The following is a 26,991-nucleotide window of genomic DNA, read 5'->3' as shown; positions in this document are numbered from 1 at the left end:
CAATTTCCCGCTAGACTGGGATGTTGAGAATTAGTGCTGTGAAACACGGTAAAATTCTTTAAACTGTGCATTCCGCAAGTTTTTCCAGGTCAATTTCACGTGCGTTTGGACAGAAAAATATCCTCCTTTGAACACAGCATTTACCAGCACTATCGTATTGCTCACGGCCTGCGTATCGGTCTGGCTTTTGTTCTGACCTTTATGATCATCCGGATGCTGAACATTCCCGAGGGAACCTGGCCGTTGATCACCCTGGTGGTGGTGATGGGGCCGATTTCATTTTGGGGTAATGTGCTGCAGCGCGCCGGACAGCGGATTATTGGTACGGTATTTGGTGCCACCTCGGGATTGATTGCCCTGCGTCTTGAACTTTATTCGCTGCCGCTGATGCTGTTATGGTGCGGTGTGGTGATGTTTATTTGCGGTTATCTTACGCTTGGCAAACGGCCTTATATGGCGCTGTTGATCGGCATTACGCTGGCGGTGGTCTGTGGCGCCGGGGCAGGGGATATGCAGACCGCCCTGTGGCGTAGCGGTGATGTGATCATCGGTTCATTGTTGGCGCTGCTGTTTACCAGCATCTATCCACAGCGGGCGTTTATTCATTGGCGTATGCAGATGAGTTTTAGCCTGACGGCGCTAAGTAAAATTTATGCCGCCTATGTTTCGCCCAATGTTATCGAACGGCCACGGCTGAACGGTCGATTAAAAAAACTGTTGGGCGACGTGGTTAAAATGGGTGCGCTGGTGGCGCCTGCCAGCAAGGAGAGCGCCATATCCAGGGACGTTTTCGATGCGATACAGAATCTGAATCGTAATATTGTGTGTGTGCTGGAACTGCAAATCGACGCCTGGTGGGCATCGAGGGAGAGTCATTTTATTTTATTAAACGCCACTACGCTACGCAGTACACAAATGGTCACCTTGCGCACCCTGTCGACCCTGGCCAACGCGTTGCGTCAGGGTAATCCGGCACCGATTGTTGCCAATAGCGGCGAACTGACGCTGATTGCCGCTGAGCTAAAGCAACTGATGGAACAGGCTAGCCAACGTAACCAATTTGAAGCGCCGATATTCGGTTATGTTTGGCTGAGCTTGAAGTTGACGCAACAATTGGAGCAGATGGCACGGTTACTTTGCCAAGCGTTGCGTAAGCCATTGCCGCTAAAGGAAGATTGAAGTATGGCGAACACGGCAAAAGCGGGTAAAATAGCCCAATGCCATTGCAACTGATAACTGCTACTCTGTAAAGTAACGATTATCAATGCGCCACTGCAACCTTTTAACCTATGACGTGATCAAGGATATTAAAATGGACCATATCAAACCCTCTTTTCAGGATGTTCTGGAGTTCGTACGGATGTTTCGCCGCAAGAACAAGTTGCAGCGCGAGATCGCCGATAACGAGAAAAAAATCCGTGATAACCAAAAACGCGTGTTACTGCTTGATAACCTGAGTGATTATATCAAACAAGGTATGTCTATTGAGGAAGTGCAGGCGATTATTGCCAGCATGCGTACCGATTATGAAGATCGCGTGGATGATTACATCATCAAAAATGCTGAACTGTCGAAAGAACGCCGCGAGCTGTCGAAAAAATTAAAAGCCATTGGTGAAGCGAAGGCAATGGCCGCTGCTGCGCTGCCGGGTGACAAGTAAGTCGGTGTAATACGCATCGTATACTTGACCGCCAACGCACCTGCGACGTGGCGGGTACTAACATCGTTGCTGCCGTTTCCCGGCGGCAGCGATGTACGTCAAACGCCTGATGATTCACTGCGTTGGCGTCTTCGAGCAATTCGATTTATCTAGACTACAACCGCATCGGATGGTTTTAATGTCATGATAGGGCTTAGCGCAACGTCCGTAAACCCTGACCCAATCGGACGGGGAGATAATATTGCCCAATGAAATCCATTCAATAAATTATAATGATAAAACATCGATAAATAATCTCCCGATCCACCTAGAATAAAAAATGGGTGGCACAGGTGATCAAGCAATTATTACTCTTGAGAAAGAGGGGTATTTTATTGCATGCTAACGTTGAGTTTATCATTCAGTCGGGGCACTTGCTGCGGATATAACCTATCCATTACAATATAAAATCAATTGCTATATTGATTTTATTATAAATGATAATAGATGTAGTAAGTTATTTGCCGGCGGAAAAAAAACACATTTCCTATATTAAACACGCCAGTGGGTTTATTGAGGAACTGACAACGACATAAGCACATCGCAGGTATGTTATTTCATGATTTTTAGAAAATACGCGATCAGGATGCTATTACGTCCGGTTTTCATATTGTTTACGATAATGATTTTACTTCAATCAATGCACAATGCCAGGCTTTCGGTACCGTTGGTCCGATCGGCATTACCAAAACATCATTATCACGTGACATCGCCGTTAACCCGGCAGGACAATCCGCTGTGCGCGGTAAAAACCTGCCATAGTGGCGTGTCGCCAACGTATTGCCCTTGTCATCTGCACCAGGGTTACTTTACTCACACCCCGTTCCCTGCTGCCAGTAAGGATAGTCTTTGTCAAGGGATACCGGCACGAGATCAAAGCCTGTGCCGGTTTATTAACACCGGAACGCTGAAAAAGATGTTGAAACGCGTGACACGCAGTTGGCGGTGTTTGCCGTTCTGACGCGCTGATGGTCTGGCCTGTTGCCGGGTTATAACCTACATCATTCGAGTTGCAGGAAAACCAACGTTTATGCAACTTGACGTAAAACGGGCATATTTTGCTATAGTCCCAGATTGGGTTCAATGATGCACAACCGCCAGACGTTGGATATTGAGTTTGATGCTGGCGGCGGATTCATTAAATTGCCGTTGTTCCAACTCGTTTAAGTCCAGCTCGATAATCTGTGCAATGCCGTTTTGACTCAACACGGCAGGTACACCGATAGCCAAGCCTTGCTGGCCATATTCGCCGTCGAGCACACAGGAAACGGTGAGTGCCCGGTAACTGCTGGTAAACAGGTTGCGACAGATTTCGGTGATGGTGCCCGCTACGCCATATTCGGTGCAGCCCTTTTGCGAATAGATTTCAAAACCAAGTTGCCGGATACGATCGCCTAGCGCGACAAAATCCAGTTCCTGGCCGGTTTTCAGACGGCTGTACTCTTTTAGCGTCATGCCATACACCGTTGAATGTGACCATACCGGGAATTGCGTGTCGCCATGCTCACCGAGAATAAATGCATCGACACTTTGCGCGGCGATGTCCAGTTGTTCGGCCAATATACGTCGCAGACGGGTGGTATCGAGCCATACACCGGTGCCTAGCACCTGATTGCGCGGTAGGCCTGACAGTTTCCAAACCTGATAGGTAATGATATCGCAAGGGTTGGTGGCAATCAGAAAGATGCCGTTAAAACCATTTTGCATCATTTCCGGCACGATATGATTGACAATGCGCGCGGTGGCGTCCAGTTCATCCAGTCGGGTTTGCCCCGGTTTAAGCGCGCCGCCAGAGACGGTGATCACGGCAATATCCACATCGGCGCAGTCGCTGCTGGGGCGAGTGGCGATGGTGATACGGCTAGGCATATAAGCCGCCGCGTCGGCCAGATCCTGACGATGGCCTTGCGCCAATTGGCTGTTGAGATCCACCAGGATAATTTCTTCGCAAATCTGCTGGTTCAACAGTGCATAAGCGGCGGATGAGCCGACATTGCCGGCGCCAATGATCATGACCTTGCGTGGTTTCATGTCTATTTCCTTTGTGAATGATGCGGTTTGAAAGAACGATTATCTTATGATTAAAATGCTATTCTCATGCCGGTATTTATCCCCATGGTGGCGACGTTAACAAGGTATTTTTGATGCAAAGTCTGGAAAACCCGACACAACGACAGTCTGGACCGCAATTTGAATACGGCGCAAAAGAGCTGGCGTTCCTGGCCGGAAAAGATAAACGCATGGCTGAAGCCATTGAGCGCATTGGCATGATTTCCCGGCCACTGATGCCTGATTTGTTTACCGCCTTGGTTGGCACCATTATCGACCAACAAATCTCCACCAAAGCCGGTAAAACCGTCAACGCACGGCTGCAGGCTATGGCGGGCGCTTATACCCCAGCACGGCTTGAACAGCTGACGGCGGAGCAAATCCAGGCCTGCGGTATGTCCATGCGCAAGGCGTTGTATATTAAGGGTGTGGCCAGCGCCGCCATGAGCGGTGAGCTGGATTTGCCGGCGATCCACGGTTATTCGGACCAACAGGTTATTGACGCCTTGTGCAAATTGCCCGGTATCGGCATCTGGACGGCGGAAATGCTGATGATCTTTTCCTTGGGTCGGCCCGATATTCTGAGCTGGGGCGATTTGGCGATACGTCGCGGCATGATGAACCTTTACCGCCATAAGACGCTGACCCGCGAGCGATTTGAACGTTACCGTCGACGCTATTCTCCTTATGGATCGACTGCCTCGTTGTATTTATGGGCGTGTTCCACTGCGCCATTGAGTGCAAGTCCCGAGCCGCCGTTACTCACTTAGCGGTGCCGGTAGACTGATAAAAAACGCCCTGCGGGCATCAGCCGACAGGGCGTTTTTAGCTTGGGGACCGCGTGTTGGTTTCAGCGGTGTCGAGCCTGGAATGTGCCCTGCTAACGACGCTTTGCACGATAAGCCATTGGCCTGGTGCCACAGCTTCGTGGCACCACCCCACTGATATTAGGCGCTCAACCAGCCAAGCTTGATCACAAACAGTAGGGAAAGAATGATCAACGCGGCGTTAAGATCGCGGAAACGGCCGCTGAGTAATTTCACCACAGTCCAGGTAATAAAACCAAACGCGATGCCGTTGGCGATGGAATAGGTCAGCGGCATCGTGAGCGCGGTCACCGTTACCGGGGCGGCAACGGTAATATCCCGCCAATCGATTTCCGCCAGACCAGAGGTCATCAGTACGGCGATAAACAGTAACGCCGGTGCGGTGGCGAACGCTGGAACGCTCGATGCCAGTGGTGCGAAAAACAGGCTGGCCAGAAATAAAATACCGACGACGACTGCCGTCAAACCGGTACGGCCGCCGGCGCTGACGCCCGCAGCGGATTCGATATAGCTGGTGGTGGTGGACGTCCCCAGCAGAGAACCGAACAAGGCGGCGGCGCTATCGGCGATCAGGGCTTTGCCCATCCGCGGAATGTTGCCTTCCTCGTCAGTCAGTCCGGCGCGTTTGGTGACGCCGATCAAGGTACCGGAGTTGTCAAATACGTCGACGAACAGGAAAGCGAACACGACGCTGACCAAAGAAATGTTCAACGCACCACGGATATCCAATTGCAAAAAGGTGGGGGCGATGGACGGAGGCATAGAGACAACGCCGACAAATGGGCTAAAACCCAAGGCAATGGAAAGGAATGTCACCGCCAGGATGCCGATTAATACCGCGCCAGGCACGCGGCGGGCTTCCAATACCACAATGATAACAAAACCGAGCATGGCGAACAGCGGCGCGGCTTTACCTAAATCGCCTAATCCTACTAGGGTAGCCGGGTTGGCTACTACGATGCCCGCGCCTTCCAGGGCGATAATCGCCAGGAACAGACCGATACCGGCGGCGATTGCCGATCTTAACGGCAAAGGGATACTTCTGATAATCCATTCACGGATTTTGAAAATCGATAACGCAAAAAAGATCAGCGCCGACAAAAATACTGCACCCAATGCCACTTGCCAGGTGTAGCCCATGTGCAGCACCACCGTATAGGTGAAGAATGCGTTAAGACCCATGCCTGGGGCCAGTGCTATGGGGTAGTTAGCGATGAAACCCATTAACGCCGAACCAATGGCCGCAGCCAGACAGGTGGCGACGAAGACCGAGCCCTTGTCCATGCCGGTGGCGCTTAGGATTGAGGGGTTAACAAAAAGAATATATGCCATTGCCAAAAAAGTGGTCAGCCCTGCCAAAATCTCAGTTCGCACATTGGTGCGGTGAGCTTTTAATTGAAATAGTTTTTCTAACATGAATATTATCTCTATGAAGTTGTTAGCACAGCTTAAGCAATCGCTATGCCACTATATTCCGCCGGTGATTCAACGGACGCAAACGATGTCGCGGGGGCATTATATAGCTAATTGTGGGTGTTACAGCAGATTAATGCGCTATTGACTAAAACTTTCCGATCCTAATGGTTCAGCCCATTCCCTATTTTGGTGCATATGTTTCATTAGCGTGCATCATTGCCCCAGGGTGAGTAGGTTTCATTCGCGTGCGTCACTGCACCTATGGTGCGTAGTTTTTATTGGCATATCACGACCTCACCGAGGGTGTCGTTCTGCTCACGTTTTGTCCTCTCTTTTTGACGGCCTTCACGCTTTCGACAGAATAAATAAAGCAAAAGTTGAACAAAATATTCACATTATTTATACATAATATTGTAATTTATTTCATTCATAAGAAATAAATTACACGTTTTCGGGCTCGCAGTCCCGTATCAGTGCGGCCGTCGCGGTTGAGCCAGACCAACTTACTGTTATGCGGAGAAAAAAAATGAAAAAAGCACTTTTAACTCTCGCCTGTCTGTTTCCGGCATTGGCCTTTGTCGCAAACGTTAGCGCCAATGATTCGGCCCCGCAGTTCCGCTGTAAGCCAGGTGAAACCTACTACATGAACGTGATGGTTACCGGGGTTGAATATTGGTTTCCGGTCTATGAAATGTTTAAACAGGCGGCGCATCAGCTAGGTTGTAAAACGGTATACGGTGGTACGCCGGCCTATGATGTTAACCAGCAACTGGCCAGCTTCGAACAGGTATTGGCGCAAAAACCAGCCGGGATTTTTTTGCATCCGATGAATCCTGATCCTTTTATCGAACCAATAAACCGAGCTGCGCAGGAGGGTATACCGGTAGTGACTTTTGCCGCTGATTCCCCCAACAGTAAACGTGTTGCTTACATTACGTCGGATAATTTCCGCGAAGGCCGGGCGGCGGCTGATCTAGTGGCCAAGGCAAGCCAGGGGAAAGGAGAATATGCGGTACTGGAGAATCCCGGTCAGGATAACCACGATCGGCGGGTCAGCGCTTTTATCGATGAAATGAAAACCCACTATCCCGACATGAAACTGGTGGCGCGGGCGGCGACCAACCAGGATGCATCCAAAGCGTATAATGCCGTATTGTCAATCTTGCAGGCCCATCCCAACCTGTCGGTGTTGTTTATGCCGGAGGCCAGTTCGGCTATCGGCGCAGCGCAGGCAGTGGTAGAAAACGGCGGTAAGGTCAAGGTCATTACGGTGGATGTGAATGCCAAAGTGTTGGATATGATCAAAGCTGGGCAAGTTTATGCCGCTATTGATCCCAACCAAGGCGTACAAGGTTATATGGGGTTTATGACACTGTTCCTTGCGGCCCATCCCGAATTAATTGATCCCATGAACGATGCCAAACGCACTGGTGTCAATCCGTTCTCGTTCCCTCTATTGGACAATGGCTTTGCCATCGTCACCAAAGAGAATGCCGATGATTTTCGCTGGGACCGCTATTTAAAACGCCGTGGTAGCAAAGGCATTAATGAATAGGGGGTCGGTTATGTCTATTTTACCGCCATTAACACCGACCTTGCCATCGGCGTTGCGCCTTAGTGGGATCTGTAAATCTTTCGGGCCAGTTCGCGCGTTGCATAATGTCAACTTTGAGCTGGCGGTGGGTGAAATTCATGCCCTGGCCGGCGAAAACGGTGCCGGAAAATCGACCTTAATGAATATTATCGACGGCATTATCAAGCCTGATGCCGGCGAGATCCGGGTGGGGGGCCAGGTGGTAGCGATCCGCCGACCGGCTGATGCCCAGCGATTGGGCATTGCGTTGGTGCATCAGGAAATCGCGCTCTGTCCGGATATATCGATTTATGAAAATATCTATATGGCCCATATCAATACCGCCGGGAAAATCTGGGTCAACCATGATGAACTTCGCCGTAAGGCGCAAAAGATAATGGATCGCTTGGCGCCGATCCCGGTGAGCGCTCGGGTGGGCGATTTATCGCTTTCCCAGCAGCAGTTGGTGGAAATAGCCAAGGCGTTGACGCTGGAGTGCCGAATTCTGATCCTGGATGAACCCACCGCGGCGTTGACTGAGCCCGAAGCGCAACGGTTGTTTGCGATTATTCGGCAACTGCGGGCCGACAATCTATCGGTGATTTATATCAGCCATCGCATGGGCGAAATATTTTCCCTGTGCCAACGGATAACCATTATGCGTGACGGTTGTACCGTCGGTTGTGATGATCTGGCCACTATGACCTCTGATCGGGTCATTACCCGCTTGGTGGGGCGCGAACTGACGACGCTTTATCCGGCCAAACGCGCATCATGCCAACACCGAGATCCGGTGCTGCAGGTTGACGGGTTGTCCGATGATCGCCGATTTTTCGATATTTCTTTTCAACTGCGCCCGGGGGAAATCCTTGGTTTCGGTGGGCTGATGGGTGCCGGACGTACGGAGATCGCCCAAGCTATTTGCGCTATCGACCGTTACCGCCGCGGCACCGTGGCGATTAACGGCCAACCGGTCCGATTTCGGCATTACTCGGATTGTATTGCCCAGGGTATGGCGTACCTGTCTGAGGATCGCAAAGGTGCGGGGCTGTTTTTGGACATGCCCATTGACTGGAATATCTCCGCGCTGGATATCGCGGCAGTGTCCGGTAGTTACGGTTTTCTACGTCGGGGTGTTGAGCGGCGGCAGGCAGAGCGTCTGGGCAAGGAGGTGCAGTTAAAAAAGGGGCAGTTGAGCGATCCGGTGTCGTCGTTATCCGGCGGCAATCAGCAAAAGGTGGCGTTAGCCAAAGTATTGTCGATCAAACCCGCCATTTTGTTTCTTGATGAACCGACCCGCGGCGTTGATATCAGCGCCAAAGCGGAAATCTACCAGCTCCTGCATGCCTTGGCACAAAGCGGCGTGGCACTGGTGGTTATCTCATCGGAGCTGCCGGAGCTGATTGGCCTGTGTGACCGCGTTCTGGTGATTCATGAGGGGCGAATCGGTGGCGAAGTGCGCGGTGACGAACTCACAGAACACACAATCATGCGTTTCGCCGCCGCCGGCGCGGCAGCATCATTAACAGGAGCATCCGCATGACCCTAAGCTCACAATTTGTCATGTCCAAGGTACGTCATTCACCATTGCGCTGGATCGGCATATTATTCAGGCAGCGTGAAGTGGGTTTGATGGTCATTATCCTGACGATTTTTATCATCATGAGTTTCACCTCACCCTATTTTCTGACCTGGGCCAATATGAAAGCCATGCTGTTGTCCTTTTCAATCGAGGGCATCGTGGTGGTGGGCATGACCATCCTGTTGATTGTCGGCGGCATTGATTTGTCGGTGGGATCGGTAGTTTGCCTGTCCATGGTGGTGGCTGGACAGTTATTCCTGGCCGGTGTTGACCCCTGGATAGCCAGTTTGTTGGGGCTGGCGGCGGCGGCGCTGGTCGGTGTGCTGATGGGGATTATGGTAACGGTGGTCGGCCTGAGCCATTTTATTGCTTCTCTGGCTGCGATGGTCATTGTGCGTGGGTTATGCATGATTATCACCCAGGGTACACCACTGTCGCTGTTTACTCTGCCCACCAGTTTTAAGTTTATCGGGCAGGGTACGCTGCACGGTGTGCCGTTCGTGATTATCCTGTTTTTTATACTGGTGGTGGTATTTGATGTCCTACTGCGCAAGGCGGCGGTATTTCGTAAGGTGTTTTACACCGGCAGCAATGAGCGCGCGGCGGCTTACTCTGGCATTCGCGTGGCAAAGGTCAAATTAATGGTGACGATCTTAACGTCAGCCCTGGCGGGGCTGGCGGGTATCATTTATATGGCGCGTCTCGGATCGGCCACGCCGACGTTCGGCGTTGGCATGGAACTGAACGTTATCGCCGCGGCGGTGATCGGTGGCGCTAGCCTGAAAGGCGGTACCGGCTCTATTCTTGGCGCGGTGCTAGGGGTAGCGCTATTGTCCATCGTGACCAGTTCGTTAATTTTGATCAATGTTTCGGTTTACTGGCAGGATTTGATTAAGGGCTTGATCTTGTTGGCGGCGGTATCGATGGATCACGTGATGAATAAATATCGTTCCGCCTGATGTTTTTATAACCTTCGTTTCGCGGGAGCTATTGCCCATGGATAATGATATTGAGTTACCGCCGTTTACCCTGACACGCCAGATCTACCGGGTACTGGTGATGTATTATCTGGATGGAAAAAAACAGTCTGACATTGCCGAAATTACCCACTTATCGGTGGCGACGGTTAACCGCATGATTCGCCAGGGACGCGATTCCGGCATGGTGGAGATCACTATTAAATCACCGTTTCTGTCCGCCCATCAGTTGGAACGGGATCTGGCCATGGTTGGCGGTCTGCAAGAAGTCATTGTGGCACCGAATATTACCGGCGGCGACGAGGGGGATTTGCAGGTAGTAGGCGCGGCAGCGGCGGAGTTTTTGCTGAGTAGGATCAAGGATGGCGATGTGATCACTCTGACCGGTGGCAAAGGGGTCAGTGCGATGGTTGATGCGTTGTCCACTGCACGTAAATTCCGGGTGGACGTGGTGCCGGCACTGGGGTGTGTCCAAGGCAAGCATTATACCGATGTCAACCATGTGGCCAGTGAACTGGCGGCCAAACTTGGCGGACGCGCTTATCAAATTCATGCTCCGCTGTTTGCCGATACACCTGAGCAACGCCAGATGCTGATGGATATGAGTCAGGTACATCACATATTGCAACAGGCGCGCGACGCGAGTATAGCCATCGTGGGGCTGGGATCGATCCATAGCTCCAATTCCAGTTACTATGACCTCAATCCCTCGGTACTGCACGCCTCCGCCAGTGTGGAATCCAGCGGTGCGCGTAGCGAACTTCTGGCCCATTTGCTGGACGAGCAGGGGCGGCCGGCCTGCTTTACGGATAATCAACGGCTGGTGAGCCTGACGCTGGAAGAGCTGCGGAAGATCCCCTTTTCTTTTGCCGTGGCAGCGGGCAGTCATAAAGTTGAACCCGCCAGTAGCGTGCTGCGAGGGCGCTATCTCAAAGGTATTGTCACCGATGAGTCCACCGCGGCCGGCATTATTGAATATTCGCAGACTCTCAACGGCCAGCAGGAGACGCCAGTATGCTAAACAGTGACGCTTGTGACCGTGCCGAACGCCTGGCTAAGCTGCGGCGCCGCGATGAAATTCCGGTGCTGATCGTCGGCGGCGGTATTAACGGCATCAGTACCTTTCGCGAGCTGGCGCTGCAGGGGGTTCCAGCGATCATCGTTGAACAGCAGGACTGGTGCCAAGGCGCGAGCGGGGCACTATCGCGCATGATTCACGGTGGGTTACGCTATCTTGAAACGGGGGAATTTACCCTGGTCAAGGAGTCGGTGACTGAACGCGATCGTTTGCTGAAAAATGCGCCACATTATGTCCAACCGCTGCGAACCACCGTGCCCATTGATGCTTATTGTTCCGGACTGGTTAACGCGGGTAAGCGGTTCCTGGGGTGGTCGGAACGGCCTTCACGGCGTGGCGCGCTGGTTATCAAGGCTGGACTGACGCTCTATGACCTGTATACCCGTGAAAGCGGCGTTATGCCGCGCCATCATCTGGCGGGGGCAAAAGAAACCCGGCGCCAGTGGCCAGCATTTAACGATTGGGTTAAATGTAGCGCGACCTATTACGATGCCTGGATAAATTATCCCGAACGGTTGGGATATGAATTAATCGAAGACACTGAACAGGAAAATCCTGAGGCTTTGGCGCTCAATTATCTCAGTGTGGTGGGCCATGCAAATGGGCGGGTCACCCTGCGCGACGAGTCCACCGGCGAGCGGTTTACCTTGACGCCGCAAGTGGTAGTCAATGCCACCGGCGCTTGGGTGGACCAGCTTAACGGTGTACTGCTGCCGCCCGCAGAAACTGGGAAAATGATTGGAGGTACCAAAGGTTCTCATTTGATTATTCGGTGCCCCGAGCTGTTGGCGGCCTTGCAAGATGGCATGGTGTATTATGAGAATCAGGAAGGCCGGGTATGTATTTTGTTTCCTTATTTTGGCCATGTACTGGTGGGGTCGACGGATATCCGCACCGACGATCCCAATGATGTGATCTGTAGTGGCGATGAAGTGCGTTATATACTCGATTCCCTGCGTTTTGTCTTTCCGCATATTGATATCGCCGATAAGGATATTCTGTATACCTTCGCCGGAATTCGGCCGTTGCCGGTCAGCGATACGTCTGTTAACGGTCGAATCTCACGCAATCACTCATTAAAAACCATTGCCGCGGCCCCGGGTCGACCTTTTAGCACGGTTTGTCTGGTCGGTGGCAAATGGACGACGTTTCGCGCGTTCGGTGAACAGGCCGCGGATCGGGTACTCACGTTGATAGGTGCGCGGCGCATCGTATCCACCGTGGATATGGCCATCGGTGGCGGCCGTAATTTTCCCATAGCCGGTGCGCGCGCAGCCTGGATTGACCGGCTAGTTGCGCAATATGGCCTGACGCGGGGGCAGGTAACGCGCTGGGTGGAGCGTTATGGCAGCCGGATTGAGCAGTTATTGCCGTTCGCCGCGCAATCTCACGACCGACCGTTGAAAAATCGGCCCGACTATACGGTAAATGAGTTGCGCTGGATAATGGTTTATGAGCAGGTGGTGGTGCCGGAAGATCTGCTGGTGCGGCGCACGGCGATGGCTATTGCCGGCCAATTGACCTGTGCGCTGGTTGAGGAGATCGTCGAATTGTTCGCCGCCGAACGCGGCTGGGACCACACTCTGGCGCAAACCCACTTGCGTCGTACCTTCACGCACTTGGCCAGCTATCACGGGTTAAGTGCGCTAAGCGATATAGCCATCGAGGACCCATTAGATGTCAGTCAATCATAAAGTCAGAATGAATCGCTTGTTTCGTCAAGGTAAATGCCTGGATGTCGCCATCGATCATGGTATTGCCAACGAACCGGATTTTTTAGTTGGTCTGGAGGATATGGCGGCGGTGATGACGTCGCTTATTGCCGCCGGACCGGATGCTATCCAGGTGAATTATGGTCAGGCGGATCTTTTGCAGTACGCGCTTGAGCCTGATAAGCCGGCGTTGGTGATGCGCGCCGATGTGGGTAATGCCTATAACACCTTCCGGCACCGCGAGATGTGGGCGGTATTGCACAATCCCGACGAGCCGATTCTGGCGGCGCTGCAAATGGACGCCGTGGCGGTGGTGGCCAATCTGTATATGATCCCCGATGAACCGGGGATATTTCGGCAATGCGTAGAGAATATCGGCCGATTGCGTCATGCCTGTGACCGCTATGCCATGCCGTTGATGATCGAACCCTTGGTTATGGCCCCGCCGGGAAAGGGCCATGCCTATATTTCCCTGGGTGACGTGGAGAAGATGGTGCCGTTGGTGCGTCTGGCCCGTGAGTTGGGTGCCGATATTGTCAAAGCCGATCCGACCGAGCGGGTGGAAGATTTCCACCGGGTGGTGCAGGCGGCGCGATGTCCCACACTGGTACGCGGCGGCGGCAAAGATTCGCTGGAGGCGGTGCTGACCAAAAGCGCTGCACTCATGAGCCAGGGGGCATCAGGACTGGTTTATGGCCGCAATGTCTACCAGCACAGTAATCCGTCCCAGGTAGTGAGTGCGTTGATGGCCATTGTTCATCAGGGGGTGGATGGGCCAGGTGCGCTGGATATTTACCACCGGGCCTGAATCTGTTCCGGCGCTTAAGCCGTGCGCCGATCGTTGTATCCTCCATCGGGAGAATAAATATGGTCGACTGTTTGATGGGCATTGACGCCGGCAATACGATGATAAAAGCGGTTCTGTTCGATTTACAGGGGCGTGTATTAGGCGTGGGCGAGTGTGGTGGTACCACACATCAGCCTCATCCAGGCCATGCCGAACGTTATTTTTCGGAGATATACCAAGGCGCCGGCGGCGCAATCCATGATTGTCTGGCGCGGGCCGGCGTCCGGCCGCATCAGGTGATCGGCGTGGGTGCTGCGGGGCATGGCAACGGCTTATATGCTCTTGATCGACATCAGCAGCCGCTGATTGGGATTCAATCCATTGATAGCCGTGCCGCCGGTAGGGTGAGTGAGCTGGAACGGCTTAAACTCAGTGACGCAATTTATCGCCGTTCGCTGCAAAAACCCTGGGCGGCAGCGACGCCGGTATTGCTGAGCTGGTTAAAATGCCACCATATCGAGCTTTACCGCCGTATCGGTACGGTGCTGTTTGCCAAGGATATCATTAGCCATTTTTTGACCGGCGTGGCATCAAGCGATGTGTCGGATGCTGCAGGGGCGGGTTTATTACACTACGCCACCCGCGGGTATGATGCCGAGCTGATGGCGCTTTACGATCTAGACGATGCCATGGCGTTATTACCTTGCCTGCGTGAATCCTGTGACATTATCGGCCATATCACCAACGCCGCAGCCCGGTTGACGGGTCTGCCCGCAGGCATTCCGGTAGTCGCTGGGGTTTTTGACGTGGTGGCCAGCGCTATCGGCTCGGGGGTGGTACATACCGGCGATGCTTCTATCGTCGCCGGTACCTGGAGCATCAATCAGGTCGTGGTGGATGCGCCAGATTATCAACGTCCGGTGTTTATGAATTCCATCATTGAGCGCGACAGGTATATGGCGATTGAGGCCAGCGCTACCTCGGCCGCTAATCTTGACTGGTTTGTGCGCGAATTCGCTAACAGCCCTGAGGGTGCAGAACGCTGCAGCGCCGAAGTGGCGATGGTCAAACCGCATACGCATTTGCCGCTTTACCACCCTTATCTGTATTCCGGTCGTAAAGATGTACCGGCAAAAGCGGGATTCTACGGCATGAGTGGCTGGCATACCCGCGCCGATATGTTGTATGCCCTATTTGAAGGTGTCACCTTTGCCCATCGGGCGCATGTCGATCGTTTACGCGCCGCTGGCATCGTATTTTCCCAGGCGACACTGTCGGGAGGCGGCGCGCGCAGTTGCGTTTGGCCGCAAATGTTCGCCGATGCCCTTGGCATTCCTATTCGCGTCTCGGAATGCAGGGAAACCGGCGCACTGGGTGCGGCTATCTGCGCTGGCGTCGGTGTTGGTGTCTGGCGGGATATGTCGGCTGGTGTGGCGCAGGCGGTACAGCTCAATCCACAGCTATTTTTGCCCGATGACGACCTGTATTCCTTTCACAGCACCCGTTATCGGTTGTTCAAACAACTGGAAACAGCGATGAGTGGGTTATGGCAAACCAATGACAACTCAACGCTGGTCACCACCGACCCGTTGCCCTGAGACGCTTACCCGATTCGAATATCAGTTATCCTGATGAGTTAAGGCCTGCTAATCTTAGTAATAAATCTCATCAGGAGCAGGCTTATGTTCGATAATCTTGCCGTCTGTCAGGCGGTGTTAAATGCGCTGCCTGACGCGACCTTGTTAAAAGACCGGCAGCAGCGGCTGGTGTTTTTAAATCGCAAAGCGTGTGAATTATTAGGCAAAACGGCGGCGGAAATGCTCGGCAAAACGGCGTTGGAGGGTTTGCCTGCGCCGTTGGTGGCCGATATCCTGGCGTACGATCGGATAGTGATGGAAACCGGCGAACCGGCGGAGTTTGAGGAACAGTTTATTAATACTGGCAACGAGACACTGACCTTTGTTGTACGCAGCACCCGCATTTATCTGTTCTCGGAGCCCTATCTGTTGGTGAGCCTGAATGACATCACCGCCCTACGTGCCGCCGAGTCTCAGACCCGTTTTCTGGCTTATCATGACATATTAACGGGGTTGCATAATCGAACCGCGCTGTATGACCAACTTAATCATGCGTTAGTGCCGGTTACGGTTGATGAGGGATTGGTCGGCGGGTTGTTGGTGCTGATGGATCTCGATGGTTTTAAAAATATCAATGACACCTATGGTCATCAGGCCGGGGATTATGTGCTGTGCGAGTTTGCCCGGCGCTTGCAGCAGGTCGCACCGGTGGGGAGTTTGGTTGCCCGAATGGGTGGTGATGAGTTTGCGTTGATCATCCAGCACACCTTGAGCATGGATGCGGCGCAAGAACTGTGCCTTAACATCGTTAAACTGACCCATACGCCGTTTAGCCTGCTCGGCGCCTCACTTTATGTGAGCGTATCGGTGGGTGCGACATTTACCGGTCAGTTTGACATTACCGCCGGGGAAATGCTACGCAAGGCCGATGCGGCGTTGTATGAAGCGAAACGACAGGGTAAAAATGTGCACTGCTTTTACTCCGAGTCATTGGATGCCAGCGTGACCAGCAAACGGCGAATGGAAAAAGCTTTGGCGCTGGCAATCGCCTGCGGTACACAGATTACCTGCGCTTATCAACCGTTAATCCGCTCTGCCGATAATAAAATTGTCGGCGTTGAGGCGCTGGCACGCTGGTCGGATGCTGATCTGGGGGAGATCTCGCCGGTTCAGTTCATCCCTCTGGCAGAGGAAACCGGCCAGATTATCCCCTTAGGACAAATGATTTTACGTCAGGCCTGTAGGGATATGCGGCAATGGGATGACTTGTCGGTGTCGGTGAATTTGTCGCCGATCCAGCTGCGTGACGGTGATTTTGCCCAGAGAGTGTTGTCTATTTTAGCGCAAGAGCAGTTCCCTCCCGAACGGCTGGAGTTGGAGCTGACTGAAACAGCAATAATGAATTCGGATGACAACGGCAAACAGCAGTTGGCGTTACTGCGCAAAGAAGGCGTGCGCATTTCCCTTGATGATTTCGGCACCGGTTACTCGACCCTGAGCTTGCTAAAAGACATTGCAGTTGACAGCGTGAAAATCGACCGATCCTTTGTGCAGTTTGTTACCCAGTTAAAAGATACCGCCGCCATCGTCACAGCAGTATCCAATCTGGGGGTTAAGCTTAACCTGCAGGTGATTGCCGAAGGGGTGGAAACGAAGGAACAACAGCAGTTTTTGCGCGATGCCGGTTGTACGCAAATGCAGGGTTTTCTGTTTTCCAAACCGCTGGACAAAGAGGAGTTCGAACGTTTTTTTGCCTCGGTTGCCGAGGAAAAACCACCTGTTGATTGACGGGGGCTTATCTATATGTCTACTCATTGTAGATACTTGTTTGTCATCAGGAGATCCGTATGCATACCCAGGCCATTTTACAAAAGTGGGGTAACAGCATTGCGCTGCGCTTATCGGGAAATTTGAAAACCATCCCGCATTTTGCCGCCGGAGATACGGTAAATACCGCCCAGCGCTGATTCTTTCTCATGAAACCTATAATCGGCTCACCGGGCTGGTGATCTGTTGCCCGATTAGCACCAGCGTCAGAGGCGTACCGACTGAAGTTGCTGTCACCAATCTTGGTGACCCCTGTGTTGTGGCCACCACGCTACTTCATACCCTGGATTGGCGCCAGCGCAAAGCCAAGCTGATAGTTGCGGCGGAGCCAGGGCTTTATGACGAGGTGCTGGCTAGGGTTGTGACGCTTATTGGCGGCGAGCATTTGTTCGCGCAAGCCTAAGGTCATTTATGGGTGAAACGCCGGCCGTTTCCGGCCGGCGATAGGCGCATCAGTTCAGTTCACGTACGTCGAAGCTGACTTCAGGATTGACGTCGGCGTCGTAGTCGACACCGGCCAGTCCGAAACCGAACAGCCGCAGAAACTCGTTTTTATAACCCTGATAATCCGTTAACTGATAGATATTATCATTGTTAATTGTAGACCAGAGATCGCGGCAGGCATCCTGCACGTCGTCCCGCAGTTCCCAATCATCCAGGCGCAGGCGGTTTTTTTCATCGGTGGCGGGGGACTGACCGCTGTACAAGCGAGTAGCGAACAGGCGTTGGATCTGCTCGATACAGCCTTCATGAATGCCAAGTTCCTTCATGATCTTAAACGCCATGGAGATGTACAGCGGCATCACCGGGATGGCGGCAGAAGCCTGGGTCACTACGGATTTAAGTACCGCGACATAAGCGTTACCGCCCAGGGGTTTAAGTTGGGCGTCGATAGCATGAGCGGCACGGTCCAAATCTTCCTTGGCTTTGCCCAAGGTACCGTGCCAGTAAATGGGCCAGGTCAGGTTGGTGCCGATATAAGAGTAGGCCACCGCTTGCGCGCCTGACGCCAGCACCCCGGCGTGTTGCAGCGCGTCCATCCACAGTTCCCAATCCTGTCCACCCATGACCTGAACGGTATCGGCGATTTCCTGAGCGTTGGCGGGTTCGACTACCACATCGATCAGTACGTCTTTATTGGTATCCAGAGCCGTGGATTTATAGGATTCGCCGATAGGTTTCAGGGCGGAGCGCACCAGTTCACCCGTCTGTGGCAGTTTACGCACCGGCGAGGCCAAGGAGTACACCACCAAATCGATTTGGCCGAGGTCCTGCCTAATCAGATCGATTGCTGCCTGGCGGCACTCATCGGAGAAGGCGTCGCCGTTGATGCTTTTGGCGTACAGTCCCGCTTGCTTGGCCGCTTTGTCAAACGCGGCGGCGTTATACCAACCGGCCGAGCCGGTTTTTTTATCGGTGGCCGGTTTTTCGAAAAAGACCCCAAGGGTGGCAGCATCGGATCCGAAAGCAGCATTAATGCGCGATGCCAAGCCGTAACCGGTAGATGCGCCGATCACCAGCACCCTTTTGGGTCCGTTTGCCAGTTTGCCTTGGGATTTCACATAGGCTATTTGCTCACGCACATTGGCTTCGCAACCGACGGGGTGAGTAGTAGTGCAGATAAAACCACGAATTTTAGGTTTAATGATCATAGGATAATTATCACGCTCGTTCGAAAACAGTGGCTAAGATACCTTTTTTTTATCCGCTTGAGGATCGCTATGTTAACGATTGGCATAAAAAAATGACGGAAATAGCGATTTTTTGTGCGAATGATGATGGCTGGCGACGGGGGCAGACAGCGAAAATATGCGGCATGGCAAAACAAAAGCTTGGGGAGAAAATGAAAGGTCAGTTAAGCAAATGAACCCAGGCTATGCAGCCCGGGTTCTGGCAGTAAATTAGAACTGATATACCACACCCAGCGCAACAACGTCGCCGCTGTTGATGCCTAAGCGATTGTTGTCATCAATTTGGTTGATGATGTAGTCAACATAGGTGGACATGTTCTTGTTGAAGAAATAGGTGGCGCCGACTTCGTAATAGTTGAGCAGGTCAACATCGCCGATGCCTTCAACATCCTTGGCCTTGGACTTGGTGTAACCAATGGACGGACGCAGGCCGAAATCGAATTGGTACTGCGCAACCAGCAGCATATCCTGGGTTTTGTTGGCAAAACCTTCCGCTGACGCACCGTTTAACAGGGTGCCGTCAAAATAGGTGGCGTTGCGGGTTTCACCGTAGGTGGCGGCAACATAAATGTTGTTGGCGTCATATTTGAGCGACGTCGCCCACTGTTCGGCACGGTCGCCCTTGCCATAATCGGCCGTTTTTTGGTTGTCGGTACGATCAGAAGACGCATACGCGCCGACAATGCCTACGCCAATAGGCGACATATAACTGATAGAACCGCCGTAGCCGTCGCCGTTAGAACGACGCATATCATCAGTGCGATCGTTTTTGCCCTGGTACTGCAAGGCAAAATTCAGGCCGTCAACCAGGCCAAAGAAATTGTTATTTCGGTAAGTGGCCACCCCGGTTGCTCTGCCGACCATAAAGTTATCGGTGTAGGCCGTTTCACCACCGAACTCAGGTAACATATCGGTCCAGCCGAGTGCATCGTAAACCACGCCGTAGTTACGGCCATAATCGAATGAACCGTAGTTGGCAAATTTCAAGCCGGCAAAACCCAGACGGGTTTTGTTACCGCTTTGGGCATCGGCGCCACCTTCAGTATTATTCGCCTGGAATTGATATTCCCACTGGCCGTATCCGGTCAGTTGGTCATTAATTTGGGTTTCGCCTTTAAACCCTAAGCGGGCATAAGATTGGTCGCCGTCGGAAGCATAACCATCATCATCGGCAAAATAGTGTAGGCCATCAATTTTGCCATAGAGATCAAGTTTGTTGCCATCTTTGTTGTATACTTCGGCCGCACTTGTCATCCCGGATACTAATAGTGCCGGGATCATCACTGCAAGGATGCTATATTTCATTGAATAGATACCTTATAAAGTATTTTTATTAAATACGGGCTATAGCGCCCGCGCCACTACTTGATACTCTTGGATAACATTCACAATAAAATCTATTGGCTGGTTCTTGAACGGTGTTGTTAATGTTGCCTTGGCTTTTTGCATCCCCAAGCCAAGGCGGAAGCGCATCGAGTAGACACAGGAAGCACCATTGGGGAATTTTGATAATAACGCGATTTATGCGAAAAACGAAGCGCTAATAATGAATTTTTGTGATCAACTTAGAACAAATGCAATTAACCAATGCATGAAAAATCCATAAATAACATATGAATAGCATTTTCAGTTAAAAAAAGCATTTCATGGTAAAAATAAAAAAATATCTCTTTTGAAACATTTATTAATAGATGTTAAAAATAAGAACAATGTATTATTGTAAATATCGCACTTCCGGTTTAAAAAAGCACATTATGTCCATTTTACATTTTAAGTTATCGCAATTTATAATATTTTTTTGAAAACATTTATTGTTAATAATAGCACAATTAGGCCGCCATGATATGACGATGCACGTTATTTTAGCAGTTTGCTTTCTTGCGATAATGTACCCCTAATGATGAACGAATCCCGAACGATGGATGATCTGCTGAACTGGCTGGAAACACATCTGGACCAACCGCTGTCGCTGGATCAGGTTGCGGCCCGTTCGGGCTATTCCAAATGGCATCTGCAACGCAAGTTTAAGGAGACCACGGGGCAGGTATTGGGCGCGTATATTCGTGCTCGGCGACTGTCTAACGCCTCTATGGCATTACGCTTAACCAGCAAGCCGTTGGCCGCTATCGCACAGCAATACTGTTTTGAATCACAGCAAAGTTTTAATCGTGCGTTTAAACAACAGTTTTCACAGACACCGGCCCTCTACCGTCGCTCAATGAAATGGGACTTCCATGGCTTTCAGCCACCGCTGGGCAAGAGTAACCTGGAATTACCTCAGGGGAAATTTGTCACGCTGCCCGAGATGCAATTGGCCGGGGTGACGGAGTGCTATACCTGCTCCCTGGAACAATTGAGCCAGTGCCGTACGCAATTACGCGAACGGCACTGGCGCCGATTCCTGGAGCAGGCGCAAATCAATCCGTCAGTGCTGTATGGGTTGTGTTGTTCTGGCCCGGAGAGTGTAAAAAACGGGGGAAACGAGGTGTGGTATACCACTGCCGTGGAAGCGCAGTATCTGTCAGAACCTTTGGCTAATGTGGCGATACACCGTCTGAATCTGGGCGACTATGTCCAATTCACCTATAAAGGTGTGCCCGAGGGATTGCAAGGTTTTATTCTGGAACTCTACGGCATCTGCCTGCCGCTAATGCAGGTGGTGCGACGCGATGGATACGATATTGAACAATTCCATCAATGGCCTGACCCGCACGCCGGCGACACAACGGATTGGGTCCATTGTGAATATCTGATTCCGATTGTGCGTTAGCGTTGCCCATCCTGTTACTAGGATGATATTTCACTTGATTGGCGTTGGATTGACGTTGACTGGAATATTCTCTACAGGGTAAGCCGGTGAATATGTCGTGATCCGTGCATCTTTGTTGCATCAATGCGGTTGTCTACGTGAGCGAAAATTATGCCATTAACTCATTTTCCTTCGAGTTCTTCCAAGACCCATCACGCCCAACCTCATCAGGTCAAAGACCCAGTGGATATATCATTGGATAAAAAAAAGAGGATAACCGCGGGAGAGTCAGACCCGTGCCGATTGTTGGCGCCCCCTCTGGTCATGGTGTCTAATTGTCATGCCGCGATGTGCTCCTCTGTAGAGAGTTTATCATCCTGTCATTATGATGCTGGCGGTTATCTCTCTTCCTGCGACCCCATTTATGAGGAGATAAAAACGCTGCCGTCAGATCGATTGTCAGGTATGGGTAATGTTGAACACCCACAAAATAACGGTGTATACCACCGGTACGCATGCCATAGCGAAACGGCGACCTCTGCAGCGGCCCAAGGGATAAGCGGTAATCAAAGCTCTCTGTTTTCCCTTATAAACTATAATGCGTCGCGGGGTACGCTTTGTCATAACATCGAGGCAGGCGCGCTAGAGGGTAAGCGATCGTTGATCACAGATGCACCGCGCCCGTCATCCCCCAACCGTCGGGTTGTTGGGAAACAAATATATGAAAATATCGCGCTGGAAGGTCATGTTAAACACCACCTGTTTTCTCCTGATGATCACTATCAGGAGATTAAACAGTTGGGGCAAAAGGGGAAAAGCTACAATCCCCTCACCGGGTTATTTTGTGACGAGGGGGTAAAGCAGAAATCCGGTATCGGCTGTTTTAGCGGGTTGACGCATTTGATAGCCAAAGCCATGGTAAAACGCCGGCCACAAACCACCTCATTATAGTTATCGCCATTTACCCCGGTTGACGACGGGAACGGCGAGATTGGCCGTTACCCGTCGTGATATCACCTCAGCGCTTGTGCCAGCAGGGTGATCGGATGTTCGCAGCGCAGGCCGGTAGACATCTCTATCTGCCATTTGCAGGTTTCGCAGTCGGTGACCACCAGGTCCACGCCGCTTTGGGCTATCTGCTCGAACAGGGTCGCGCCAATCGCCTGCGACGTGGCATAGTTTTCCGTTTTGAACCCGTAGGTGCCGGCAATGCCGCAGCACTGCGAATCCAGTACCACCAGTTCCAAACCGGGGATTTGCCGCAGCAGTTCCAGGGTATACGCGGTCCAGCCCATTTTTTCCATATGGCAGGGGGTGTGGTAGGCCACCCGCATGGGCGTTGATTTCAGTGGCAGTGTCTTGCCAGCTTCCAGTTGCCGGTACAGATAGCGGGTCGCCAGTTCAACCCGGTCGCGCACCGGTGACGTATCGACCCCGAGCAGGTGAGGATATTCGTCGCGCAGCGCATGAATACAGCTTGATGAGGTGCCCACCACGCTTAATCCGTGTTCAAGCACTGCCTGTTCCAATGCGGTGGTATTGACCCGTGCCTGTCGGGTGGCCTGGTCGATAAATCCGTTGGCTATCAGCGGTACGCCACAGCATTTTTCTTGTTTTAACAATTGCACGCCAATATCCAGCGCGTTAAACACCCGTATCAAATCCTTGCCTAACTGCGGATGGTTGTAATTGACAAAACAGCCGTGAAAAAACGCCACCTGCTGCGGATATAATCGTTGCGCGTCCGCCTGTGAGCGATACCAGCGGCGAAAGGTGCCAAAAGAGTATTTTGGCAGTTGGCGACGGTGGTCGACATGCAGCGTTTTATCCAGTAACTGGCGCACCGGCGCGAGACCGGTAGTCAGATTGATCACCGGCGCCAGCGGAGTAGACAAGGAACCCATCAGATCCGTATGGCTGAGGATGGCGTCGCGCAATGTCGGGCGGTGACGACTATAACGCGCCTTGGCACGTTGAATCAGGTCGCTAATCGGGACATCCGATGGGCAGGCAACCTCGCAGCGCTTGCAGTTAGTGCAGTATTTCAGCGCTTCATCATAAAGCGCCGGATCTTTCAATCTGAGCCGCTCGCCGTCCGGGCCAGCCTGCTTGGGCCCCGGGAACAGCGGATTGACTTTAGCCACCGGGCAATAGGTGGTGCACACGGTACATTTTAGGCAGCTGTCAAAGCTACTTTCGGTTAACAGGTTCATATTTATTTCTCCTGCGCCAGGACAATTTGCCGGGCGGCGTACAAGGCGCTTATTAGCGATACACCGCCACCGCAACCTTGACGCAGCGGGTCATATCCTCCCAATACCGCGCCGACGGCGTAGACATTCTCCAGCGCCTGGCCGGCAAGCAATGCCCGCTGCCCGCCATCGGTTTTTACGCCAAAATGCAGGTAGGGTTGTGGGGCAAAAAAATCGGCCTGGCACCAGTCGCCGCGATCGGCGTGGCTTAAGATATCCAGACCAAAAACCGGTTCAATGATGCGTTCGCGGGTGGCCACCAGCCCATTACTGAAAAAACTGCCGCTGGCCAGCACCAGATGCCGCGCACGCAGCGCAATGTCTCCATGGTTGCGGGTATACACACCCACGATCCGTTGGCCGTCGAACTGGGCCTTTAGCGCTTTGTCACCGGGCATAAATATACCGCCCAACTGATTAAAACGCCGTTGCATGGCTTGGTGGAAACGCATGCCCAGCAATGATGGGGGTAGGGTCGGCAATAGGAGAATGGGGCAGTCAACAGCTGCCCGAAGTCGTTCTAGGGCGAGGTTATCGTCCAGGCCGATGCAGGCCGGCAGAATAATGCAGTCGGCGTCGCCGGCCAGTCGCGATAACTCGTCGGCCAACGCGGCGCTATGTTGCGGCTGGTCCAGTACCCGGGCGATATTAACCGAACGAAATTCGCTGGGATTATTACGCAAGAGATCCAGCGCCGGCAGGTGTAGGTAAGCCACTTCAGCGGTGATGCCTTGCTCCGTCGCTAAAGAGCTGACCACCATCTGTGGCTGGAAATCCAAAAAGCCTTCGATACCGACAATCACCGGTTTACGCCAGGGCAGTTGACCTTCGAGTGTGGTGACCGGGATATCCACCGGGCTAAGCCAGGTCGGTTTGCGGGTGCCCAGTGGGGTAATGCGTTGATGGTTAAGGTCTGGATGGCCATAAAGATCAAGACCACAGCGGCCCAGCAGCGCCTGAGCCTCGTGCGCCAGGGCCATGACACCGTCGGTACCGATGTGTCCACCGATCAGGCTGTAAGGATGGCTTGGGGCTTGACTGGCCAGCGCGTTCAGGGCGTTGGATGGCGCCGACACCGGCGTGCCGTCAGGTAAACGGCACAGCAGATCCAGCGAGCCGGAGGAAAAATAGAGTGCGCTTTGGCCGGCACTGACCACGGCACAATGTTTACCTTGTTCTTCCAGGCGGATGGCGCAGCATAGGCCGGCCAGGCCGCCGCCAATAATGAGGGTATCAAATTGCATCATCCGTCTCCTGTTGTTCTTGGGGAGCGCCGTCAAGCCCGCACAGTCCTTGGTACACCCAACTGGTGAATTCGCTTTCCCGCAGCGCATCGCCCCAGGCGATGGGCCTGACGCCTTTCCAGCGCTCGTTAAGGAATGCAGAGAGCTGCTCAATGGAGCGCTCGGCGGTGGTGACGTTAAACCGAGTCAGTAAACCGGCGGCACGGCAGGCGCACAGTTCACCCTGACAGGTGCCCATGCCCACCCGGGTCCGGCGACGTAAATCGGTCAGGTTGTTGACGCTCAGTGATCCTACGGCGTAGCGCACTTCGCCGGCGGTAACCGCTTCGCATTCGCATACCAGACTGCTATCTAACCGGTTATCGCCGATCACCCGGTTGGCGCGATCGCCATGACGGTAGACCGCCGAACCGGCGATACTGGCAGACTGTCGGCTGAGGGTGTTTTTGGTGTTGTCAGCGGGCGCGCGTGAACCGGGTAGCGGGTTTTGTGCGGTGGAGCACGGCACGGTCACACCCAGTTTTTCGCAGACTTTATCCGTGGCCCATTGTGCCATGAGACGATAGGTCATCAGCTTGCCGCCGGTGATGGTAATAAACCCTTCCATACCGTCGCGACTGGCATGATCAAGCAGTACTATGCCCCGGCTGACCTTACGCCCGGAAGGATCATCGTCGTTGGCGACCAGCGGACGGACGCCGGCATACGCACGCAGTAAGCGGGTCTGGGCCAGCCGTGGCGCCAGTAGCGCGCCTTCACGGATCAATAAATCCACTTCTTGTGCCGTCACCGACAGCCGGTCAATGTCCTGATAATCGACCCGGGTCGAGGTGGTACCAATCAAAGAAATCGTATCGCCCGGCACCAATATGTCGCCGTCGGCCGGCGCGCGGCAACGGTTGATCACCAGGTTGTTAATCCGGTGACCCAGTATCAACAGTGCGCCTTTGGCCGGGAACATGCGGATGCGTAAATCCGCGTATTCAGCGATATGCTGTCCCCAAATGCCGGCGGCGTTAACCACCACTGCGGCGTGTATCTCATGGTGTTGACCGGATTGATGATCATAGACTCGCACACCGCTGACCCGCTCATTATGGCGTACCAGGCCGGTGACCTCGTGATAGGTCAAAAATCGCGCGCCGTGTTCACGGGCGTCGAGCATATTGGCGGTGGACAAACGAAAGGGATCGAGGGTGCCATCCGGCACCCGAACCGCACCGATCAAGGCTGGGTTCACCGCGGGCTCCATGCGTCGCGCCAGGGTGGGATCGATGGCCTGCGCGTCAATTCCCGCATCGATGCAGGCGCTAATAAACTGTTGTTGATAAGCCAATGAATCCTGCGGCAGGGTAATAAACAAACCGTCAGTCGGTTCAACACAATGGCGGGCAATGCGCTTGAGAATGCGATTTTCTGCGATACATTCTTGCGCGGATTCTGCGTCGTTAACCGCATAGCGCGCGCCGCTGTGCAACAGGCCATGGTTATGGCCGGTAGCGCCGCTGGCGATGTCATAGCGTTCCAGGAGCACACAATTCAGACCACGGCAGGCACAATCACGGGCGATGCCCGCGCCGGTTGCCCCGCCACCGATGATAATCACATCCGCATCTGCATAAGGAGAACGGTTACTCATAGCACCTCCTGTCAATCCACCCCGTGCCGGCGGCAATGTATGAAGGTATTAAGGCACAAGTCGAGATTAATTTGTGTGATAAGGAACAATTTCGAACCATAAACGAAAATAAAATGCGCGATTAGCGACTTATTCGGGTGGTATTCGCTAAATAATGCATGTTGCAGGACGATCTGCGCACCTGCAACGCGATAGATACGGCGGTAGCGCGATTTTTATAAAATTTTTATATCCCACATCAGTAATTTTACATTTCCTTTTCAGACAAAACTTTACACTCATCATCACGTAATTCCCCTCGATGGAGCTGCC

General features: G+C 52.7%; 22 protein-coding genes. 15 read left to right on the top strand and 7 right to left on the bottom strand.

Going from position 1 to position 26,991, the window contains the following annotated elements:
* Nucleotides 1-99: 99 nt before the first annotated feature.
* Both SJI19_RS13970 and SJI19_RS13965 read left to right on the top strand, forming a co-directional pair.
* On the top strand, nt 100-1,179 hold the full coding sequence (locus SJI19_RS13970) for an FUSC family protein (RefSeq protein WP_323478876.1): 1,080 nt from the start codon (nt 100-102) through the stop codon (nt 1,177-1,179).
* Nucleotides 1,180-1,312: 133 nt separating this feature from the next.
* Nucleotides 1,313-1,660, top strand: coding sequence for a DUF496 family protein (locus SJI19_RS13965; protein ID WP_323478875.1), 348 nt, complete (start codon nt 1,313-1,315; stop codon nt 1,658-1,660).
* Nucleotides 1,661-2,779: 1,119 nt separating this feature from the next.
* Here SJI19_RS13965 and SJI19_RS13960 read toward each other — a convergent pair.
* Nucleotides 2,780-3,736, bottom strand: a complete 957-nt coding sequence (locus tag SJI19_RS13960) for an L-lactate dehydrogenase (protein ID WP_323478897.1) — start codon at nt 3,734-3,736, stop codon at nt 2,780-2,782.
* A gap of 107 nt (nt 3,737-3,843) precedes the next feature.
* On the opposite strand from SJI19_RS13960, the gene SJI19_RS13955 reads away from it, so the two are divergent.
* Nucleotides 3,844-4,518: a DNA-3-methyladenine glycosylase family protein gene (locus SJI19_RS13955; protein WP_416347543.1), complete on the top strand. Its 675-nt coding sequence runs from the start codon at nt 3,844-3,846 to the stop codon at nt 4,516-4,518.
* A 177-nt stretch (nt 4,519-4,695) separates the two neighbouring features.
* Here SJI19_RS13955 and SJI19_RS13950 read toward each other — a convergent pair whose 3' ends face one another.
* Nucleotides 4,696-5,991 (bottom strand): NCS2 family permease, encoded by a 1,296-nt coding sequence (locus SJI19_RS13950; protein ID WP_323478874.1) that lies wholly within the window; start codon nt 5,989-5,991, stop codon nt 4,696-4,698.
* A 526-nt stretch (nt 5,992-6,517) separates the two neighbouring features.
* On the opposite strand from SJI19_RS13950, the gene SJI19_RS13945 reads away from it, so the two are divergent.
* The 9 genes from SJI19_RS13945 to SJI19_RS13905 all read left to right on the top strand — a co-directional run bounded on the left by SJI19_RS13945 (nt 6,518) and on the right by SJI19_RS13905 (nt 17,507).
* The gene (locus SJI19_RS13945) at nt 6,518-7,546 is read left to right on the top strand and encodes a substrate-binding domain-containing protein (protein ID WP_323478873.1); all 1,029 of its coding nucleotides are present in this window, start codon (nt 6,518-6,520) and stop codon (nt 7,544-7,546) included.
* A 10-nt stretch (nt 7,547-7,556) separates the two neighbouring features.
* Nucleotides 7,557-9,107: a sugar ABC transporter ATP-binding protein gene (locus SJI19_RS13940; RefSeq protein WP_323478872.1), complete on the top strand. Its 1,551-nt coding sequence runs from the start codon at nt 7,557-7,559 to the stop codon at nt 9,105-9,107.
* On the top strand, nt 9,104-10,105 hold the full coding sequence (locus SJI19_RS13935) for an ABC transporter permease (protein ID WP_323478871.1): 1,002 nt from the start codon (nt 9,104-9,106) through the stop codon (nt 10,103-10,105). The genes SJI19_RS13940 and SJI19_RS13935 overlap by 4 nt, the downstream gene beginning before the upstream one ends.
* 37 nt (nt 10,106-10,142) lie before the next feature.
* Nucleotides 10,143-11,144 carry a sugar-binding transcriptional regulator gene (locus tag SJI19_RS13930; protein ID WP_323478870.1) on the top strand — a complete coding sequence of 334 codons (1,002 nt, stop codon included), beginning with the start codon at nt 10,143-10,145 and terminating at the stop codon, nt 11,142-11,144.
* Nucleotides 11,138-12,895 carry a glycerol-3-phosphate dehydrogenase/oxidase gene (locus SJI19_RS13925; protein WP_323478869.1) on the top strand — a complete coding sequence of 586 codons (1,758 nt, stop codon included), beginning with the start codon at nt 11,138-11,140 and terminating at the stop codon, nt 12,893-12,895. The genes SJI19_RS13930 and SJI19_RS13925 overlap by 7 nt, the downstream gene beginning before the upstream one ends.
* Nucleotides 12,879-13,721 carry an aldolase gene (locus SJI19_RS13920; RefSeq protein ID WP_323478868.1) on the top strand — a complete coding sequence of 281 codons (843 nt, stop codon included), beginning with the start codon at nt 12,879-12,881 and terminating at the stop codon, nt 13,719-13,721. The genes SJI19_RS13925 and SJI19_RS13920 overlap by 17 nt, the downstream gene beginning before the upstream one ends.
* Nucleotides 13,722-13,780: 59 nt before the next feature.
* The gene (locus SJI19_RS13915) at nt 13,781-15,298 is read left to right on the top strand and encodes an FGGY-family carbohydrate kinase (RefSeq protein ID WP_323478867.1); all 1,518 of its coding nucleotides are present in this window, start codon (nt 13,781-13,783) and stop codon (nt 15,296-15,298) included.
* Nucleotides 15,299-15,382: 84 nt separating this feature from the next.
* Nucleotides 15,383-17,065, top strand: coding sequence for an EAL domain-containing protein (locus SJI19_RS13910; protein ID WP_323478866.1), 1,683 nt, complete (start codon nt 15,383-15,385; stop codon nt 17,063-17,065).
* A 175-nt stretch (nt 17,066-17,240) separates the two neighbouring features.
* Nucleotides 17,241-17,507 carry a type II toxin-antitoxin system PemK/MazF family toxin gene (locus SJI19_RS13905; RefSeq protein WP_323478895.1) on the top strand — a complete coding sequence of 89 codons (267 nt, stop codon included), beginning with the start codon at nt 17,241-17,243 and terminating at the stop codon, nt 17,505-17,507.
* Between the two features lie 49 nt (nt 17,508-17,556).
* Here SJI19_RS13905 and fabV read toward each other — a convergent pair whose 3' ends face one another.
* The gene (fabV, locus tag SJI19_RS13900; RefSeq protein ID WP_323478865.1) at nt 17,557-18,756 is read right to left on the bottom strand and encodes an enoyl-ACP reductase FabV; all 1,200 of its coding nucleotides are present in this window, start codon (nt 18,754-18,756) and stop codon (nt 17,557-17,559) included.
* A 29-nt stretch (nt 18,757-18,785) separates the two neighbouring features.
* Here fabV and SJI19_RS13895 point away from each other — a divergent pair, with 29 nt between their 5' ends.
* Complete coding sequence (locus SJI19_RS13895; protein ID WP_323478864.1) at nt 18,786-18,971, top strand: hypothetical protein; 186 nt, start codon at nt 18,786-18,788, stop codon at nt 18,969-18,971.
* A 34-nt stretch (nt 18,972-19,005) separates the two neighbouring features.
* Here SJI19_RS13895 and ompF read toward each other — a convergent pair whose 3' ends face one another.
* Nucleotides 19,006-20,100, bottom strand: a complete 1,095-nt coding sequence (ompF, locus tag SJI19_RS13890) for a porin OmpF (RefSeq protein ID WP_323478863.1) — start codon at nt 20,098-20,100, stop codon at nt 19,006-19,008.
* Between the two features lie 595 nt (nt 20,101-20,695).
* Here ompF and SJI19_RS13885 point away from each other — a divergent pair.
* Nucleotides 20,696-21,565, top strand: a complete 870-nt coding sequence (locus tag SJI19_RS13885; protein ID WP_416347546.1) for a helix-turn-helix domain-containing protein — start codon at nt 20,696-20,698, stop codon at nt 21,563-21,565.
* 639 nt (nt 21,566-22,204) lie between these two features.
* Nucleotides 22,205-22,495, top strand: a complete 291-nt coding sequence (locus tag SJI19_RS13880) for a hypothetical protein (protein WP_323478861.1) — start codon at nt 22,205-22,207, stop codon at nt 22,493-22,495.
* A 62-nt stretch (nt 22,496-22,557) separates the two neighbouring features.
* On the opposite strand, the gene glpC is transcribed toward SJI19_RS13880, so the two are convergent.
* Genes glpC through glpA form a run of 3 tightly spaced genes read right to left on the bottom strand, consistent with a single transcriptional unit; the run spans nt 22,558 to nt 26,679 of the window.
* The gene (gene glpC / locus SJI19_RS13875; RefSeq protein ID WP_323478860.1) at nt 22,558-23,757 is read right to left on the bottom strand and encodes an anaerobic glycerol-3-phosphate dehydrogenase subunit GlpC; all 1,200 of its coding nucleotides are present in this window, start codon (nt 23,755-23,757) and stop codon (nt 22,558-22,560) included.
* Nucleotides 23,758-23,759: 2 nt separating this feature from the next.
* Nucleotides 23,760-25,040 (bottom strand): glycerol-3-phosphate dehydrogenase subunit GlpB, encoded by a 1,281-nt coding sequence (glpB, locus tag SJI19_RS13870; protein WP_323478894.1) that lies wholly within the window; start codon nt 25,038-25,040, stop codon nt 23,760-23,762.
* A complete protein-coding gene (gene glpA / locus SJI19_RS13865; protein WP_323478859.1) occupies nt 25,030-26,679 on the bottom strand; it encodes an anaerobic glycerol-3-phosphate dehydrogenase subunit A in 1,650 nt (549 codons plus the stop codon). The genes glpB and glpA overlap by 11 nt, the downstream gene beginning before the upstream one ends.
* Nucleotides 26,680-26,991 lie beyond the last annotated feature (312 nt).

Origin of the sequence: Acerihabitans sp. TG2 (assembly GCF_035013185.1) — a bacterium.
Taxonomy (GTDB): domain Bacteria; phylum Pseudomonadota; class Gammaproteobacteria; order Enterobacterales; family Enterobacteriaceae; genus Acerihabitans.
This window is presented reverse-complemented; position numbering and strand designations above follow the sequence as displayed.

Excerpts from the sequence above, each read along its gene's own strand:
- SJI19_RS13965 (WP_323478875.1), top strand. The coding sequence starts at position 1,313 with ATGGACCATATCAAACCCTCTTTTCAGGATGTTCTGGAGTTCGTACGG.
- SJI19_RS13955 (WP_416347543.1), top strand. The coding sequence starts at position 3,844 with ATGCAAAGTCTGGAAAACCCGACACAACGACAGTCTGGACCGCAATTT.
- SJI19_RS13950 (WP_323478874.1), bottom strand. The coding sequence starts at position 5,991 with ATGTTAGAAAAACTATTTCAATTAAAAGCTCACCGCACCAATGTGCGA.
- SJI19_RS13945 (WP_323478873.1), top strand. The coding sequence starts at position 6,518 with ATGAAAAAAGCACTTTTAACTCTCGCCTGTCTGTTTCCGGCATTGGCC.
- SJI19_RS13940 (WP_323478872.1), top strand. The coding sequence starts at position 7,557 with ATGTCTATTTTACCGCCATTAACACCGACCTTGCCATCGGCGTTGCGC.
- SJI19_RS13935 (WP_323478871.1), top strand. The coding sequence starts at position 9,104 with ATGACCCTAAGCTCACAATTTGTCATGTCCAAGGTACGTCATTCACCA.
- SJI19_RS13930 (WP_323478870.1), top strand. The coding sequence starts at position 10,143 with ATGGATAATGATATTGAGTTACCGCCGTTTACCCTGACACGCCAGATC.
- SJI19_RS13925 (WP_323478869.1), top strand. The coding sequence starts at position 11,138 with ATGCTAAACAGTGACGCTTGTGACCGTGCCGAACGCCTGGCTAAGCTG.
- SJI19_RS13920 (WP_323478868.1), top strand. The coding sequence starts at position 12,879 with ATGTCAGTCAATCATAAAGTCAGAATGAATCGCTTGTTTCGTCAAGGT.
- SJI19_RS13915 (WP_323478867.1), top strand. The coding sequence starts at position 13,781 with ATGGTCGACTGTTTGATGGGCATTGACGCCGGCAATACGATGATAAAA.
- SJI19_RS13910 (WP_323478866.1), top strand. The coding sequence starts at position 15,383 with ATGTTCGATAATCTTGCCGTCTGTCAGGCGGTGTTAAATGCGCTGCCT.
- fabV (WP_323478865.1), bottom strand. The coding sequence starts at position 18,756 with ATGATCATTAAACCTAAAATTCGTGGTTTTATCTGCACTACTACTCAC.
- ompF (WP_323478863.1), bottom strand. The coding sequence starts at position 20,100 with ATGAAATATAGCATCCTTGCAGTGATGATCCCGGCACTATTAGTATCC.
- SJI19_RS13885 (WP_416347546.1), top strand. The coding sequence starts at position 20,696 with ATGAACGAATCCCGAACGATGGATGATCTGCTGAACTGGCTGGAAACA.
- glpC (WP_323478860.1), bottom strand. The coding sequence starts at position 23,757 with ATGAACCTGTTAACCGAAAGTAGCTTTGACAGCTGCCTAAAATGTACC.
- glpB (WP_323478894.1), bottom strand. The coding sequence starts at position 25,040 with ATGCAATTTGATACCCTCATTATTGGCGGCGGCCTGGCCGGCCTATGC.
- glpA (WP_323478859.1), bottom strand. The coding sequence starts at position 26,679 with ATGAGTAACCGTTCTCCTTATGCAGATGCGGATGTGATTATCATCGGT.